Annotated in this window: 10 protein-coding genes and 1 pseudogene; 6 read left to right on the top strand and 5 right to left on the bottom strand. The window is 47.3% G+C overall.

Going from position 1 to position 17,473, the window contains the following annotated elements:
• From BN93_RS10500 to BN93_RS10485, 4 genes are all read left to right on the top strand, one after another.
• On the top strand, positions 1 to 1,124 hold a 1,124-nt coding region (locus tag BN93_RS10500; RefSeq protein WP_019188287.1), incomplete at its 5' end, for a pseudouridine synthase.
• Positions 1,125 to 1,255: 131 nt separating this feature from the next.
• Positions 1,256 to 2,659 (top strand): asparagine--tRNA ligase, encoded by a 1,404-nt coding sequence (gene asnS / locus BN93_RS10495; protein ID WP_019188286.1) that lies wholly within the window; start codon positions 1,256 to 1,258, stop codon positions 2,657 to 2,659.
• 246 nt (positions 2,660 to 2,905) lie between these two features.
• Positions 2,906 to 4,354 carry a hypothetical protein gene (locus tag BN93_RS16295; protein ID WP_052311372.1) on the top strand — a complete coding sequence of 483 codons (1,449 nt, stop codon included), beginning with the start codon at positions 2,906 to 2,908 and terminating at the stop codon, positions 4,352 to 4,354.
• A 9-nt stretch (positions 4,355 to 4,363) separates the two neighbouring features.
• Positions 4,364 to 4,891, top strand: coding sequence for a DUF6646 family protein (locus BN93_RS10485; RefSeq protein ID WP_019188284.1), 528 nt, complete (start codon positions 4,364 to 4,366; stop codon positions 4,889 to 4,891).
• Positions 4,892 to 4,977: 86 nt separating this feature from the next.
• Here BN93_RS10485 and BN93_RS10480 read toward each other — a convergent pair.
• Positions 4,978 to 6,320, bottom strand: a pseudogene (locus BN93_RS10480) (TIGR00341 family protein).
• A gap of 1,747 nt (positions 6,321 to 8,067) precedes the next feature.
• On the opposite strand from BN93_RS10480, the gene nhaA reads away from it, so the two are divergent.
• On the top strand, positions 8,068 to 9,411 hold the full coding sequence (gene nhaA / locus BN93_RS10475) for a Na+/H+ antiporter NhaA (protein ID WP_019188281.1): 1,344 nt from the start codon (positions 8,068 to 8,070) through the stop codon (positions 9,409 to 9,411).
• A gap of 34 nt (positions 9,412 to 9,445) precedes the next feature.
• On the opposite strand, the gene BN93_RS10470 is transcribed toward nhaA, so the two are convergent.
• Positions 9,446 to 10,288: a CvfB family protein gene (locus tag BN93_RS10470; protein ID WP_019188280.1), complete on the bottom strand. Its 843-nt coding sequence runs from the start codon at positions 10,286 to 10,288 to the stop codon at positions 9,446 to 9,448.
• A gap of 229 nt (positions 10,289 to 10,517) precedes the next feature.
• On the opposite strand from BN93_RS10470, the gene BN93_RS10465 reads away from it, so the two are divergent.
• Entirely contained in the window at positions 10,518 to 11,741 is a 1,224-nt protein-coding gene (locus BN93_RS10465; RefSeq protein ID WP_019188279.1) for a uracil-xanthine permease family protein, read from the top strand.
• Between the two features lie 247 nt (positions 11,742 to 11,988).
• Here BN93_RS10465 and BN93_RS10460 read toward each other — a convergent pair whose 3' ends face one another.
• The 3 genes from BN93_RS10460 to BN93_RS10450 form a co-directional block, all read right to left on the bottom strand.
• Positions 11,989 to 12,483, bottom strand: coding sequence for a hypothetical protein (locus BN93_RS10460; protein WP_044260452.1), 495 nt, complete (start codon positions 12,481 to 12,483; stop codon positions 11,989 to 11,991).
• Positions 12,484 to 13,145: 662 nt separating this feature from the next.
• On the bottom strand, positions 13,146 to 15,389 hold the full coding sequence (locus tag BN93_RS10455; protein WP_019188277.1) for a GH92 family glycosyl hydrolase: 2,244 nt from the start codon (positions 15,387 to 15,389) through the stop codon (positions 13,146 to 13,148).
• A gap of 782 nt (positions 15,390 to 16,171) precedes the next feature.
• A complete protein-coding gene (locus tag BN93_RS10450; protein ID WP_019188275.1) occupies positions 16,172 to 16,642 on the bottom strand; it encodes a hypothetical protein in 471 nt (156 codons plus the stop codon).
• Positions 16,643 to 17,473 lie beyond the last annotated feature (831 nt).

Genomic DNA, 17,473 nt, shown 5'->3' with positions numbered 1-17,473 from the left:
GCGCCAACTACCAACCTAGGCAAGAGGGCGGCTACCGTCCACGCCAAGAAGGCGGCTACCAAGCCAACCAAGAAGGTGGTTACCAGCAGCGTTCCAACTACCAGCCACGTCAAGAAGGCGGCTATCGTCCACGTTATAACAACGAGGAAGGCGGCTATCAGCAACGCGGCGGCTACCAGCAACGCTCGTACAACAACAATAACAATCGCGGCGGCTATCAACAACGCGGCGGCTATCAGCAACGTGGTGGCTACCAACAAGGCGGTTATCAACAACGCGGCGGCTATCAGCAACGCGGCGGTTACCAACAAGGCAACTATCGCCAACGCACGCCCGACTACGATCCAAATGCAAAATACAGCTTGAAAAAGCGTATAGAATATAAGGAAGAGAACATCGACCCCAACGAGCCACTGCGCTTGAACAAGTTCTTAGCCAACGCCGGCGTATGCAGCAGACGCGAAGCCGACCAATTCATACAGTCGGGTATGGTGAAGGTTAACGGCAATGTGGTTACAGAATTGGGTACGAAGGTACTTCGTTCAGACGAGATTATCTTCCACGACCAGCCCGTAACGCTCGAAAAGAAAGTGTACGTGCTGATTAACAAGCCCAAGGATTACGTTACAACCAGCGACGATCCACAACAACGCAAGACGGTGATGGACCTCGTTAAGGGCGTTTGTCCTGAGCGCATCTACCCCGTTGGCCGACTCGACCGCAACACTACGGGTGTGTTGCTGCTCACCAACGACGGCGACTTGGCCAGCAAGTTGGCTCATCCCAAGTTCTTGAAGAAGAAGGTGTACCACGTGTTCCTCGACAAGGAAGTTACCGAACACGACTTGCAACAGATTGCAACGGGCGTTACACTCGACGACGGCGAAGTGCATGCAGATGCCATCGAATATGCCAACGACAAGGACAAGACACAAGTGGGAATTGAAATCCACAGCGGAAAGAACCGCATTGTGCGCCGTATCTTCGAAAGCTTAGGCTATCGCGTGGTGCGCCTTGACCGCGTTCAATTCGCCGGACTCACCAAGAAGAACCTCAAACGAGGCGACTGGCGTTTCCTTACCGAGAAGGAAGTAGACATGCTGAGAATGGGGGCTTTTGAGTAATAAACCTAGAAGTATAAGGAGTTAAGGAGTTAAGGGAGTTAAGGAGTTAAGCCAAATGCTTTTGTAGCGTTAGTGAGAACTCCTTATCACCTAAACTCCTTAACACCCTTAACTCCCAATAAAGAACATCAATGGAAAAAACTCGTAGAACAAAGATTGTAGACGTTCTTCAACGTACCGACTTCGGTTCAGAGGTCAACGTGAAGGGCTGGGTACGAACTCACCGCAGCAGTAAGGTGGTAGATTTCATCGCCTTAAACGACGGTTCTACCATCAACAACGTGCAAGTAGTTGTCGACCCAACGAAGTTCGACACCGAATTACTTAAACAAATAACCACCGGCGCATGCGTTAACGCAACTGGCAAGCTGGTGGAAAGCCAAGGACAAGGCCAAAACTCGGAAATACAATGCACCGAGTTGCAGCTCTTGGGCGGCTGTGGCAGCGACTATCCCATGCAGAAGAAGGGCCAAACCTTCGAGTATATGCGCCAACACGCACACCTCCGCTTGCGCACCAACACCTTCGGCGCCGTTATGCGCATACGCCACAACATGGCTTTCGCCATTCATCAATACTTTCACGAGCATGGTTTCTTCTACTTCCATACGCCCATCATCACCGCTAGCGATGCAGAAGGGGCAGGCGAGATGTTCCAGGTTACAACCAAAAACCTGAACGACTTGAAGAAAGACGAGGACGGAAAGGTTAACTACAACGACGACTTCTTCGGCAAGATGACTAGCCTTACCGTGAGCGGACAGCTTGAAGGAGAGCTTGGAGCAACGGCCTTGGGGCAGATTTACACCTTCGGCCCAACCTTCCGAGCCGAAAACAGCAACACGCCACGACACCTTGCAGAGTTCTGGATGATTGAGCCCGAAGTGGCTTTTATCGACCTTGACGACTTGATGGACCTCGAAGAAGACTTCATTAAGTATTGTGTGCGCTGGGCATTAGCGCATTGTAAGGACGACCTTGCCTTCCTCAACAAGATGATAGACAACACACTGATTGAACGTTTGCAGGGTGTTGTGAGCGAAAACTTCGTTCGGCTAGACTATACCGAGGGCATCAACATCCTCGAAGAGGCCGTAAAAGCCGGCAAGAAGTTCGAGTTCCCCGTTAGCTGGGGCATGGACTTAGCCAGCGAACACGAACGTTTCCTTGTTGAAGAACACTTTAAAAAGCCTGTCATCATGACCCACTATCCCAAGGGCATCAAGGCTTTCTACATGAAATTAGACGAAGACGGCCGCACCGTTCAAGGCACCGACGTGCTGTTCCCGCAAATTGGCGAAATCATTGGCGGTAGCGTTCGCGAAGAAAACTACGACAAGTTGGTGGCTCAAATCGAAGAACGTCACATCCCCATGAAGGACATGTGGTGGTATCTAGATACGCGTCGCTTTGGTTCATGCCCCCACGGAGGTTTCGGTTTGGGTTTCGAAAGGCTCATCCTCTTCGTTACCGGCATGCAAAACATTCGCGACGTCATCCCCTTCCCACGCACGCCGAAGTCGGCAGAGTTCTAACAACGCCGTTGCGAAAGGGATAAACCAATCCGCATACCGATAGAAAGGCAAGAAAGAAACTAGCTCCACGCCCCCAAAAGGGCAGCGCGCAGGCTCTTTCTTGCCTTTGCTTTTTCGCTAACAAAAGGTTAAAGAAACAGCCCAACACGCCATGACACGCCGTTTTGAGCAAACGGATACCGAACAAACACACTTCGCCCACCGCGCGAACACCCTAAGAAAACAAACCAACAAAACAATAACAATATGAAAACAATTACCTTAATGGCTTTGGCCATGTGCCTAAATCTGCTTTCGGCAATGGCACAAGTAACAGCTAGAATTGAATATCCGCACCGCGGAGACTATGAAGACCAAGTGGTTGCACCCCTTGGCGAACGTGGACTCATTGTCTATTCGTTTGCCAAAAAGGCCGATAAAGGCAAGCGATACTTCAAAACCGAGTACCTCTCTACCGACCTCAAACCCCTGTTTACCGACTCAACGCTGATAGACGACGACTTGTATTTTTACAGTTGCACCTTCAACAACGATGTCAACTACACCGTTTTGCGCGCCCGAAGTGGGGCTTTCTCTGTGTATGCCTTCAACACGAAGAACCACAAGACGAAAGTTACCGACAGCGAATACACACGCAAAGCCAGCATGCGCGACCTTGTTATACACGATGGCAAGCTGGTATTCAGCTCCACCCAGAAACGTTTGGAGCGCATTGGCATTGTAGACCTCAACACAGGTGAAAGCCGTTTTGCCGACATACACATACCTGGCGTAAGAGATCGCAAGGTGTTTATACTGCAAAACACCATTCTCGACAACATCATCTACGCCGTGGTAAAGGGCGAACGCGAACTTTACTTGGCGCGCGTAGACTTCAACGGCACGCAGTTGGGCATTACCAACCTCACCACCGACATCGACCAAGACCTGCTTTCGGCATCGCTTTCAAAGGCCAACAACAAGTATTTCATGACAGGAACCTACACCAAGAGCAAGAAAGGCGGCGCGCAAGGCATCTATTTTGCACAGCTGGAAAACTGGCAGATTAAGAAACAGCGGTTCGTTAACTTCCTCGACTTGAAGAATTTCACCGATTATATGAGCAACAGGCGCAAGGCCAGGATAGAACGAAAGAAAGAAAAAGCCGAAAAGGCTGGTAAGGAATACAGCCTGAAATACAACATAGCATCGCACGGCATCATGACCGACGGCAAGGATTACTTTTACCTAGGCGAGGCCTTCTATCCCACTTACGTAACCTATTGGGCCGGAACGGTAATGGTAACCCAGTTTAACGGCTATGCCTACACCCACGCCGTGCTGGCCAAGTTCGATGCCGACTGCAACCTACTTTGGGACAATTGCTTTGAAATGCGCCCCCGACAAAAGCCCATGTACGTTAAGCGCTTTATCTCGGCAGGCATTAAGAAAAACGATGTAGACCTTGTTTATGCCGACGATAAGATGCTCGTTTCTAAGCTTTTCAACAACAAAACGGGCGAAGTGGCACAAGAACGCAAGTCGGAAATGATTGAAACAGACAACGAAGACGAGGATGTTAAGAAGATGAGATACTCTGGAACGCTGCACTGGTACGGCAAAAACTTCATCGTCTACGGCAGGCAAATCATCAAAAACCACAACACCGGCGAACGCCGCAAGGTATTCTCAATCACCAAATACACCATTAAATAAGCACAACACATGAAAACAACACGCAACACACAAGGGCTTGCACGTCTGTTTGCAGCCCTACTCATTGCCTTTTGCTCGGCAACACCACTCTTTGCACAAGCATTCGACGGCAGCGACGACAGTAAGATATACCTCGGCTACACCAATGTAGGCGGCAGGCATGGAGTTGAAATAGGCTACGAAGAAGGCATCAACGACTTTCTTTCGTATGGCGCAAAGTTCACCACGCTACGCTATAAGGACGACGAAGGCGAGAAAGAGTCTAGGTTTTACGACTTTTCCGACCTCGGTATTTATCTAAACTACCATTTCATGGAAGTGTTAAAGCTACCCGATAACTTCGACATATACGTGGGACCGATACTTAGTACCAAAACCATGTCTTTGCAAACGGGCGTGCGCTTTAACTTCGGCGAGGTGTTTGGCGTATACGGCTCGGCTCAATACAACTTCTTCGAGACCATAACCATAGGCAGCAACTTAGGCGTTTACCCCGAAAAGTTCGCTTTCTCGGCAGGTATTACCATCAGCATTTAATGGTGTAGGCCGCCTAACGGCCGTTAAAACAAAACATTAAGGCGTTGCCTTCCACGCTAAACACGTGGCATAGGCAACGCCTTTTCTTATTCTACTACCAACCGAAGGCTATCCACTTTAAGTCTTGCACGCAACCATTGGTGCAATCGCTTCTTATCCGTAGGCGGCAGTTTTCCTTTGCAGTCAACAACAGCCATTACATATTGCGTTGTGGCCGTCGTGTCAACACGTGCCTCGGCAACGTTGGCCAGACCGATACTTGTGGCTTGCGGGCAAACGGCTTGTATCTCCGTACGCATGTCGTTGGCCAAGCGCGGCAGGCGTTCGTACTTTTGGTTCTTGGCTTTCAGGGCCTCAATTTGGTCTGCCTGCTCCAAAAGTTTCGTGTTCTTTGCCTGCGATGCACCGCCGTTTACGTTGAGCATCTGGCTCAACATCAGGCTATCAGTCTGCATTCCCTGAATCACGTTCAGCTTAAACTGCTCCAACTTATACTCCTCCATACGCCTTCGGGCATCGGTTATCTCGCCCTCAGTAAGCCGTTTTCCCACGGTTACGATGTTCAGCGAACTGCTCTTATCGTCTATCTTGTGCGAGATAATCTGTGCGCCCTTCGTCTCAAACTCGTTCTTCACGAATTTCAAGATGGCGTTTTCCTGCACACTCTCGCGCACAATTTGCACGGTCATGTAGGCGGCGGGCAGCATTGTAAGCACCACAGCGCCTATCATATAGCGGTTAACAACGGCCAAGCGCGCTGCATCCACACTGTCCTTACGTTTAAAACGCAACATCCGCACCCCAAGAACGTGGCTAGGGCGATGAAAACCGTGTTGATGAAGAACAGGTAAAACGCCCCGAAGAAATACGAAAGGTTGCCAACGGCCAGCCCATAACCTGCCGTACACAGCGGCGGCATCAAGGCTGTGGCGATGGCCACGCCCGGCAGAACGTTGCCTTTACCCTTTGTACAAAGCGCCAAAATACCTGCCGCACCACCGAAGAGGGCAATGAGCACATCGTAAAGCGTGGGCGACGTACGGGCAAGAAGTTCAGATTGTGCCTCGGTTAGCGGCGTAATGATGAAATAAAGCATGGCCGTAATCACACTGATAACCGTTGCCACGAGGTAATGTGTGGCCGAACGTTTAAGCAATTCCAAGTCGGTAATGCCCACTGCCAACCCCATGCCAATGATGGGGCCCATCAATGGCGAGATAAGCATGGCACCGATGATTACGGCCGTGGAGTTAACGTTCAGTCCTAGCGATGCAATAAGGATGGCAAAGATTAGCACCCAGAGGTTTGCACCATGGAAAGTAACACCGCTGCTTATCTGTTTGATGGTTTCTTTCTCATTCTCTTTGTCGGGCAGAGCGTTGAAATAGCCTTTCACCACCTGCCAAAGTGTATGTTCACTGTTTGTCATATTTCTGTTATTTAGCTGCAAAATTACGCGTTTAAGCTGACATTCGCAAATAGAGGGCGTGTTGACTTTGAATATTTCTACAAATGTAGAGGGTTTTATTATCTTTGTAATGCCAACACAACATAAACACTCCGCTCATGTACGAAGTGCAGCACAAACAAGCTCACTGGCTTATAAACGCACGAAAAACCAACAACTCATCAACTCATCAACGCACAAACCTACAAACTCAAAAACTCACAAACTGATAAACACATCAACTTACAAACTCATCAACTTATAAACTTACAAACTCAAAAACTCACAAACTCATCAACTTATAAACTCATCAACTCACGAACACATCAACTCACGAACTTTCAAACTTACAAACTCAAAAAATTAGAAACTCAAAAACTTAGAAACTCATCAACTCACGAACACATCAACTCACGAACATTCAAACTTACAAACTCAAAAACTTATAAACTCATAACTTACAAACTCAAAAACTTGCCAACTCAAAAACTCATCAACTTATAAACTCATCAACTCAAAAACTCATCAACTCAAAAACTTAAATCGTTATTTTTTATTTTACAACTCCGCGCAAATTTTCTCTCCGTTCTAGCGAAAATATGGGTCAAAAAGTAGGTAAAACGTCACTATTTCTAACCTTTCACGTCTTTCAGTTTGTCTGTTTTTAAGAACACAACCTGCATTTAGCACCATTTTGCCCTTCTAGTTTGGTCGTCAGCTCATTATTATTAACGCCCAAAAACACGCTTTTTGCCCCTAAAATCCCACTTTTTAATGGTTATTTTGCCCTTTTGGGCCATGAATTTCATGGTTCAGAAAGGTTATGTTTATACCATTGCAGCGTGTTTTTATGCTTATTGGCTTGCATTTAGCAACAAATCGCACTGCATTTAGCGGCATTTTGCCTTGCATTTAGCACCAAAACGCACTGCATTTAGCGGCAAAACGCAAGGCATTTAGCACCAAAACGCACTGCGTTTAGCAGCATATTGCACTAAATTTAGCAACAAATAGCCCGAAAACTGGTGCAAATGGCGGTTTACTTAAATAAAAATTCATTTCCCACATTCACTTGCTATCCCCTTTTTTGCACCAAAACCAACCCTCGCGAGAATCGATTTTTTGCGGCAAGGTGAGCGATTGGTTGCCAGAAAGGGCACTCATAATGTTAAATTTTACTCCAAAAACTAGACAAAAACGATTGTATTGTTTACACGAACACGGTAAACAGCATGCGAAGCACGTACGCTTACAACACGAGCGATTGTGGCACAGGCTGCTCATGGGCAACGTAGACAGCAGCATGGAAACAAAGAAGTAATCTATCAATTTCTCTTGAAGTTGCCCACTATGCCCTCAAAAATAAGGCAGGCAATATGCTCAACAACACACAAAATCTGCACAGGCACTGATAAACCGTTGGGGTTAAAAGTGAAGACTACTTCGTATTAAAGGTTCCTTTTCGTTCCTCTTAAAAGTGCGTTTTCTCGCCATGGCAATGTTCGAGCAAGCTCGACATTGTTCATTTGGCTTAACGAAAACGTTCAAAAAACATGCTTTGGCCACTTCGTTAAACGCATTATTTTTCGTACTTTTGCATAAGTTAAGCTGCGTTCGGCAATAAGAAAAACAGGTTTTTCTTTTCAAATTAGTTGCCCAAGGCATCACATTGCCAACGCGCAACAATGAAACGCACCATTAGTTCATTAGATTTTTCAATAAAAAACAAATGAGGCAACATTATCAAAAAGAGTTAGAAAACAGACTTGTCATACCCACTTTGCAGTTTCTTCACCGCGAACGTTCAAGCGGAATTGTGCTTGGCATCTTCGTGTTGTTGGCCTTAGTGTTGGCCAATTCGCCCCTGCACGATACCTACACCCACTTTCTTGAACATCATTTCGGGTTCTCGGTAAACGGGCAAAACTATCTCGATTTCAGTTTAGAGCATTGGATTAACGACGGACTGATGTCGATGTTCTTCTTCGTTGTGGGGCTAGAACTGAAACGCGAGTTCATCGGTGGCGAACTTCGCGACCTGCGCAAGGTAACTATCCCCGTGGTAGCAGCCCTTTGCGGCATGCTTTTCCCCGCCGCCATTTACCTTTTATTCAATGCCGGCACCCCCACTGCGCACGGCTGGGGAATACCAATGGCCACCGACATTGCCTTTGCTTTGGCCGTACTTCAACTCTTGGGCAATCGCGTTCCCATGTCGGCCAAGGTGTTTCTCACCACGCTGGCCATCGTCGACGACCTTGGTTCGGTGGTCATCATCGCCCTATTTTATACCACCGAAATATCATTGGCCAGCCTAGTCATTGGCTTTGTGGTGCTGGCCGTGATGCTTGCAGGCAACCGCTTGGGCGTAAAAAGCGTGTGGTTTTATGGTGTGTTGGGCATTGGCGGCGTGTGGGTGGCCTTCCTAACATCGGGCATTCACGCCACCATCTCGGCAGTTTTGGCCGCAATGGTCATTCCTGCCGATGCACGAATACCCGAGGCGGCCTTCATTGCACGCATTAAAAAACTGACACGACAATTTGAAAACGCCGCACCCAACGACGTGCGAACCCTCGAACCCGAACAAGTGGAGATACTGGCACGCGTGCAAGCCGACTCGTCTAGGGCCATTCCGCCTCTGCAAAGACTCGAACATGGCTTGCATCCCTTTGTTTCGTTCGTGGTGATGCCCATCTTCGCCCTTGCCAATGCAGGCGTTTCGTTTGTAGATTTAGATTTCGGTGCGGTGCTTTCTAATGGTGTTGCCATTGGTGTTTTGGCCGGTTTGCTGCTTGGCAAGCCTGCTGGCATAGTCTTCGCCGTATGGATTACCGAGCGATTAGGGCTTGGCAAGCGGTCGCGCGGAATGACATGGCAGCGCATTCTAGGCCTAGGATTTCTTGCGGGCATAGGTTTCACCATGTCGATGTTTGTCACCATGCTCGCCTTCACCTCGCCCGAGCATGCCATACAATCTAAGATTGGCATCTTCGCAGCATCAATTCTTGGCGGAATTGTAGGCTACATCATCTTGCGAAGGCCCAGCCATAGCAGCAAGAAAAGGGCTTAAAGCAAAGGCGCAGGGCAAGAAGGGGGCGTACAGCCTAGCCTTGAACAAGCTGCACGCCGCCTTCTTCTATCGTTATCAAACGGCGTTTGTACAAGTCGCCCACTGCCTTTTTATACACCTTTTTGCTCACCTCGAAACGGCGTTTAATGTCTTCGGCAGGGCTTTTGTCGCCCAAATCGCAAAATCCGCCGTTGTCTTTTAGGTATTGCAAAAGTGTTTCGGCAAAGTCCATTGTCTGCTTGCGCCCCTGTGGTTGCAAGCTCACGTCTATCTTTCCATCGGGTCTTACGCCCATGATGTAGCCGCGAAGACGGTCGCCAACATGCAACGGGCGGAACACTTGCGAACGATATACCAGTCCTGGATAGGCGTTATCGACAATCACTTTGAACCCAAGTTCGGTGGTTTGCCATACCAGCAGGTCTACTTCGTCGCCCGAATGGTAAGGCGGAAAGTCGGTGGCGAAGAAATGTTCAACCTTTGCCGAAGCTGCTATGCGATAGCTTTCTTCGTCTATAAACACGGCCACCACGTAGCTTTCGCCAATCTCCATGCGTTGCTTTTGCTCTCTAAACGGACAAAAGAGGTCTTTCATCAGTCCCCAATTTAAGAAAGCGCCGTGTAGGTTAACCCACGACACTTGCAAGTAAGCAAACTCGCCCACCTTGGCCAGTGGCGTTTCGGTGGTAGCCACAAGGCGTTCGTCTTGGTCTAGGTAAAGAAAAACATCAAGCCTATCGCCCAGTTTACAGCCCTTTGGCACATAACGTTTGGGCAAAAGCACCTCGCCCTCGTCGCCTGCATCTAAGTACATACCAAAATCCACTTCCTTTACAACTTCCAGTTGGTTATAATCTCCTAGTTTTATTCTTGCCATTCGCTTATTCAAAATAATTAAGTTTGCCGTTTGTGCAAATGTACGCAAAAATGCTGGAAATGTATTAACTTTGCAATGGATAACGTGCAATCGAGGTGAAGAAAGTTGCCTTGCGGTGCAGTCTAAGCCCGCCTAATGCGCTGTTACAGGCCAGTTTTTGGCGGCCATGCCGCAGCAGTGTGCAGCCCACTTCACCCTTTTTCTCTTATGCGAACAACTTCAATAAACAATGGAACAAATACAACTCACAGCAAGCAAACGCATCATCGTTGGCGTTCAATTTCTCTTTGTGGCGTTCGGTGCAACGGTATTAGTGCCGTTACTCGTGGGGCTCGACCCCTCAACTGCTCTACTCACAGCAGGCTTGGGAACATTTATCTTTCATTTCTTAACGAAAGGTAAGGTTCCCATTTTTCTTGGTTCGAGCTTTGCTTTCATCGCGCCCATCATCGCAGCCAGCAAACAATGGGGCATGCCTGGCACCTTGGCGGGCCTTGTTGGCGTGTCGTTAGTCTACTTTGTGATGAGTGCCTTGGTGCGTTGGCAAGGCAAACGCCTGCTCCGTAAGCTCTTTCCGCCCGTAGTTATCGGTCCGGTTATCATCCTTATCGGCCTTTCGCTGTCGTCGGCAGCGGTAGATATGGCCAAAACCAATTGGATTTTGGCACTTGCATCACTGGTAACGGCCATCTTGGTGCTAACCCTTGGGCGCGGATTGCTTAAACTTGTGCCAGTGGTTAGCGGCATTGTGGTGGGCTATGTGTTGGCTTTCTTCATGGACGAGGTAGATTTTCAGCCAGTGATAGACGCCCAATGGTTTGCCCTACCTGCTAGTTTGGCTCATTTTTCGTTGCCGCAATTTAGCTGGGAACCCTTACTCTTCATGATTCCCGTGGCCATTGCACCTGTGATAGAGCACATTGGCGACGTGTATGTGGTGGGTGCTGTGGCCGATAAAGACTTTACCAAAGACCCAGGATTGCATCGCACGCTTTTGGGCGACGGTGCTGCATGTCTTGCTAGTGCCTTATTGGCTGGCCCTCCCGTCACCACTTACTCGGAAGTTACGGGTGCAATGAGCATCACCAAAGTAACGTCGCCTGCCGTAATACGTATCTCCGCAGCCACGGCCATCGTGTTCTCGGTTATCGGTAAGCTTAGTGCGTTGTTGCGAAGTATTCCCCAAGCCGTGCTGGGTGGCATCATGTTGTTGCTCTTCGGCACCATTGCCAGCGTGGGTTTGCTCAACCTGATGCGCAATAAAGTAGACCTAAACCAAACGCGCAACATCATTATCATTGCCGTAACGCTCACTATGGGCATCGGCGGTGCCGTGCTTTCTTACGGCAACTTCGCCATTAGCGGCATCGGCTTATCGGCTATTGTGGGCATAACCCTTAACCTTTGCTTGCCGCAAGAGGAAGAGAAGAAGGAGGAGGAAGAGAAGAAATAGGCCTCGAAGTAAAGGTAAATATGTTGTTAAGCGGGTTATAAAAATACCTTTAAGGCGTTTTTATAACCCGCTTAGCTTTGATAGCCATGCGGCAAAAGCAGCGTTCTGCCTCGCGCGTATTATATAATAGGTGTAGCTGCGCGTTGCAGGTTGTAACAAGCGTTATAACTTGTCGTTATCACATCATAACTTGCTTGTTACAACCTATTCAACAGCTTACAATCACCCACTGGGGATTAAGCAGCCCCTAGTGAGTTATTTTATACATTTCTTTTACCACAGGACTATCCTCTGGATATATCTTTGTTACCTTACAAATAATATCATTCACCAAATAATGTTTCGTTTTCTCCATAATACATTCCATCCAACCTTCGTCTGGAAGACTGCGCCAGAAATCGTGCTCATTAAAATCCATATCAAGTTTCACTTCTAGTATAACCACAGTGGGATTATCAGAATCAATGACGCTTGATGGATAGTTATAAAAAATGACCCCCCTTGTACGTTCCTCTCCCCAAGGCCCAGCACTAACGGTAGACATGTGTTCTATGGGAAACCCTGCAGTTTCCAAATTATAAAATAATTTTTCAGCAGGTTCACGCAAGAAGAGCCGCTTGTTCTCCACCAAATATTTTGCATAAGCTACGGTTTCCACATACGACAACGTCTTTCTTTTTTGCGCAAAAAGATTGGTTGAGACTAGTGCTAACAACCATACTATCATCATTAATCGTTTCATATCATTGACATTTTATGGGGTTGTATGTTACACCTCCGTACCATTTTTACTCTAAGCCTGTTTTCATCAGCTAAGTTTTTCGTGTTAAGAAGGGGTAAGTGGGTTTCTTACGTACTTTATAACTGTTATGTTAGTAATGCAAAGTTAGTGAAAAAACAAATCGGTTGTTATCTTTTGGGCATATTTCTTTATAAGGAGTTTACAGACCACTTTGGCTATAAGCTGTTTTTAATTAGTAAGCCACATGTTTGTTGACTGGTAAACTTGTTAACTCGTCAACTAGTAAACTCGTTGCTGCAAAAGGGAAGACAAAATGCAGGTAATGTTCTAAAGATGGCCTTAAAAAGAAATGTGCTAGGCTGAATAATAGTAGTTTATTACCCCCTGATTATCTTTTATTCTCCCTAAAAACACGTAACGAACAGCGCGAATTTGTAAAGTACAAAGACGTAATGTAACAAAATGAATGGCCGTTAAAAGAAAAAATAAAGGTGAAAAGACGGCATTAGCCATTTTTTCACCTTATATTGTTGACAAGATGACAAGATAAATAGTTAACAAGATGACGAGTTAACGAGTTGACAAGGTGGCAAGTTGACCAGTTAGTAGGCACAGCCATTTTTTCACGCTTTCACCTTTCCCCTCTCTCGTCATTGAATAACCTAACGAGCAGGTTCACTTTTCAGTTCGAACGTTAGGTTGCCACCCTTCAAAAGTTCTTCGTGCGACACGCGATAACCCTTAAAGGGCTTGCCGCCAAGAGTGATGCCGTTGATGAATATATCGGTGGGTAGTTGACGTTTTGCCTCGATAACCAACTCGTTTCGTCCCCATTGTTCCTTATCTAAGTGAATGGTTACGCGGTTGAACACGGGCGATGAGAGCGTGTAGGCAGGCTCGCCGGGGCAGTCGGGGTAAAAGCCCATCATGTTAAACACGAGCCATGCCGACATCGTTCCTGTGTCGTCGTTGCCCGGTATGCCGTCGGGCGCGTTTTTAAAGTACTTGGCCATCAGCCGATGAAGTTCTTTTTGCGTGCGCCACTCGTCGCCTTTGAAGTACGAAAACAAGTGCGGATAAGCAATGTCGGGTTCGTTGGCGGGGTCGTAAAGTTCCTTGTCGAACACCATTTGCAGCTTTTCAACAAAGGGCTTTTGTCCACCCATCAGCTTGGCAAGCCCCATTACGTCGTGCGGAACATAGAAAGTGTAGTTCCAAGCGTTGCCTTCGTGAAAGCCCGGACTAGGTTCGAAGTTCTCGCCTTGCTTGGGATTGAAGGGCGAATAAAACTTGCCGTTGGGCAAAATGGGCCTAAGTGTGCCGTACTCTTTGCTATAATAGTGGCGATAACCCAGCGAACGGTTGTAGAACAGTCGCGCATCGGCTTTCTTTCCCAAGGCGGTGGCCAACCGCGAGAGGGCGTTGTCGGCGATATAATACTCTAACGCGTGCGAGACAGAGTTGTCGTACTGTTCGCGCAGCGGCACATAGCCCAGCGAAAGGTAGTCGTCGTTGTCGGGACGAAGTAGGTTTTGGGGGCCAGGAGTGGTTGCACCCTTGCGCATAGCCTCGTATGCCGTGTTGATATCATAGCCGCGCAGACCTTTAAGCCACGTGTCAACAATAACGGGAATGGCAGGGTCGCCCTCCATCGTATAGGTTTCGCGGCCGTATAGCTCCCATTTGGGCAGCCAACCATGCTCGCGATACATGTCGATCATGGTGCGAACCATGTCGCGTTGGCGGTTGGGATAAACCAAAGTAAGCAGTTGGTGCACGTTGCGATAGGTGTCCCACAGCGAAAACACGGTGTAGCGGTTGCCTTCGCGCATGGTTTTCACCTCGCCCGTTTCAAGTGTTGGGTACTGTCCATTAACGTCTTGCAAGATATTGGGGTGCAACAGGGCGTGGTATAGGGCCGTGTAGAACACCGTTCGCTGGTCTTCTGTTCCGCCTTCCACCTCAATACGCGAGAGGTCTTTGTTCCAAGCGTTGCGCGCTTCTTCCTTTATCGTGTCGAAATCTTTGCCCTTTTGTTCGGCATCGAGGTTCTCGCGGGCATTGGCCATGCTAACAAACGATACGCCCATACGCACCACAACGGGTTCGTTGCCACGGCTATGGAAGTTGAGATATACGCCAATGTCGTCGCCGGCGATCTCTTTCGTGTAGTTAGTGTATAGCTTATATTTGCCGTTATCCTTATCCCATTCGGCCTCAACACCCGTCATGGGGCGTTGTTTCTTCCAATATCCTGCTGCCGTGGGCTTGGTGTCTACGCGCATAACAAAATAAATGGGGAACACAGCCTGTGGGTTGTAACAGAACGTTCCCAGCAGTTTCACGCCCTCGTATTCGGTTTCGCTCACGCGGCGAACCATCGCTCCCGACTCGTTTGTCAGTCCTTCACCAAGATTAAGCAATATGTTGCTCTTGCCTTTGGGAAACCAAAAGCGCGCCATCGAGGTGCGCGGGGTGGCCGTTACCTCGGTGCGCACATCGTAACGAGGTAGGAAATTGGTGTAATAACCTGGCGATGCCTTTTGCATCATCATGGGACTGCCATACGCTTTGTAGTCTACTTCGAGCTTACCTGTTGTGGGCATGAGCAGTAGCGAACCCAAATCGGGACAGCCAACGCCGCTAAGGTTTACGTGAGAATAGCCTGTGAAGTAAACGTTATGATACTCGTAGGGCGTAGACCACCAACGCGCATCCTTATCAAACTTGTTGTTGGCAGAGCCCATCACGTTGAAAGGCACTACCGACATCAAGCCGTTAGGACACACTGCACCTGGGTTTGTGGTGCCGAAATTGGTTGTTCCGATAAAGGTGTTAACGTAATCAACTGGCTGTTTCTCGGCCTTAACCGTGCCAGACCACAGGAAAGCAAAAAGCAAAAGCATCGCACAAAGGCCATAACGACCAAGGGCACGCAGCGCAAAAGATGGTTTGAGGGAATGATTTATGGGCATATCGCTCTATTAATAATGGTTTTTAAGTGGCCAAAAGGCAAGTCTACGGTTCGCGTTTGGAGCGTTTACGGGCGTGGTTAGCATGCCCAATGGCACACTGTCCCCCACTGTTCCTTGCCTTTGTCTTGCAAAAATACGCAAAATAAGCCATACCCACAAACATTGGTTGTGAGTTTGTTAGGGGTAAGTCTGTTAGTAGATGAGGAGGGAGGTTGTGAGGAAAGGTAAGTCATTAAGGAGGAAAAGGGATGGTGTTACCATTTTCCAACCAATCTTCAGGGCTGTCGATAAGGGCGGTACAGCACAAGCGTTATTGCCGTTTGGCTGCTCTCGCATGCGTTTTTCTGCCCACTGCCCTGCGAGTAAACGGAGATTTTAAGCTAAGGTTACCTAGCTGAATTAAAAGGAATAGGCGGAGAAGAAACATTTAAGGGGTTACTAAAGCTATTGGCAGAAACATCATTGAAGTTTTTCTCTCGTAACGCCGTCCCTTATCTTTGTCCTAAATACGGCACACGTAGAAAATCTCTTCAATGATGTTACTTTTGATAAGTTTCATGCCTTTCGAGAAAACACAGACAAACAAAATCAAATCTGTTGGTTACACAAAAAACCGTTCTTTTCTCGTTCCTCTAAAAGTGCGTTTTCTCGCCATGGCAATGTTTGAGCAAGCTCGACGTTGCTCATTTGGCTTAACGAAAACGTTCTAAAAATCACAATGTAACCCCGGCGGCTCTGTTTCTTTTGTAATAGGCGTATAGCACAATCGAGGCCAGCATTAGCATTCCTATCAACATGCAATCCTTAAAGCTTGGTTCACCCTTCACATTGGCTGCAACATAGCAAGGAACAGAGATAAAACACACAATTGCCAACACCTTTGCCACACTAGAAAAGTAGGCCTTTCTGAAGGCCTTATCTACGATATACCTGTCTATGCCCTCATGATTTTCTATAAAGATGTGTTTCTTGGCCTCGTAATCAATACTGTAATGCCTACCTATACCGAACCAAACAAGTGCCCATCCTAGGAAAAATGCACCCGATATAAAGCCACCCGTTTCCCCATCTACGAAATAACTAAATGGCGAATTAGTTAGATATAGATAAGACCCAAAAAGAATTGTAAGGAACATTATCCATGCTATCATGGATATTATTCCGTTTTTAATATGTTTATTCATACCTGTTACTCCTTCACTTAAAGCAAGCAAATGCAGAACCTAGTTAACCTGTACGGACGATTTTCCACTCCTGATGTCGTCATTTGCCGTTTGGTTGGTCGCCTCCCTCACATGGGTTTCATTCATATTGGCTCGCATATTCAAACAGACGTCTTGCTATATCTTGATTTGCTGCATCAACAACTTCCCGACTTGTTACAAAACCAACAGAAGAAAGCCTCATTTTAGAAGGAATTGAAGAACTGTAAATGCTTGCAGAACATTCATTATGTACGCTAACGTACGTTTTCGTTAAACCGAATGAACAATGTCGAGCTTGCTCAAACAGTGTCATGGCGAGAAAACGCACTTTTCGAGGAACGGAAAAGAACTTTCCTCATGAGCCGTTTATTCATCACGCTGAGAAACTGAAACTTGTTTTCCTCCAAAATCTAAAACACATGCGACAATGCAAAATGCCATAGCTGCCATAACAAAGATAGTACTCTTTTTCATAATCAACACTTGTTTGTTTAAAGGTTAGAATTAACAACGTATCGAATGCAAATATATTAAAAATTCAAACGCAACAAGTAGCTGCAAAAGCAAATCATCATGATTTTAACCATATTTAGCAACACATATTGCAACACCATTACCCATTTTACACCATTAAACGAGAAACAAACACAACGCCAACTGCTTTAAAAACAAACACCAGCCGCCCACCCTTCCATAAAACCTGGTCTAAGTACGCCATCTGCATATTGGGCCTTTTATGCGCATAAACAAAAAAGGGGCGCATAAACGCGCCCCAATAAGTTTGTCACACTGCCATCTGGCCATGCAACA

The organism is Prevotella conceptionensis 9403948 (assembly GCF_000312305.1).
Taxonomy (GTDB): Bacteria; Bacteroidota; Bacteroidia; order Bacteroidales; family Bacteroidaceae; genus Prevotella; species Prevotella conceptionensis.
The sequence above is the reverse complement of the archived record's forward strand: the minus strand, read 5'-3'. Positions and strand labels throughout refer to the sequence as shown.

Excerpts from the sequence above, each read along its gene's own strand:
- BN93_RS10465 (WP_019188279.1), top strand. The coding sequence starts at position 10,518 with ATGGAACAAATACAACTCACAGCAAGCAAACGCATCATCGTTGGCGTT.
- BN93_RS10470 (WP_019188280.1), bottom strand. The coding sequence starts at position 10,288 with ATGGCAAGAATAAAACTAGGAGATTATAACCAACTGGAAGTTGTAAAG.
- BN93_RS10485 (WP_019188284.1), top strand. The coding sequence starts at position 4,364 with ATGAAAACAACACGCAACACACAAGGGCTTGCACGTCTGTTTGCAGCC.
- BN93_RS10450 (WP_019188275.1), bottom strand. The coding sequence starts at position 16,642 with ATGAATAAACATATTAAAAACGGAATAATATCCATGATAGCATGGATA.
- BN93_RS16295 (WP_052311372.1), top strand. The coding sequence starts at position 2,906 with ATGAAAACAATTACCTTAATGGCTTTGGCCATGTGCCTAAATCTGCTT.
- asnS (WP_019188286.1), top strand. The coding sequence starts at position 1,256 with ATGGAAAAAACTCGTAGAACAAAGATTGTAGACGTTCTTCAACGTACC.
- nhaA (WP_019188281.1), top strand. The coding sequence starts at position 8,068 with ATGAGGCAACATTATCAAAAAGAGTTAGAAAACAGACTTGTCATACCC.
- BN93_RS10460 (WP_044260452.1), bottom strand. The coding sequence starts at position 12,483 with ATGAAACGATTAATGATGATAGTATGGTTGTTAGCACTAGTCTCAACC.
- BN93_RS10455 (WP_019188277.1), bottom strand. The coding sequence starts at position 15,389 with ATGCTTTTGCTTTTTGCTTTCCTGTGGTCTGGCACGGTTAAGGCCGAG.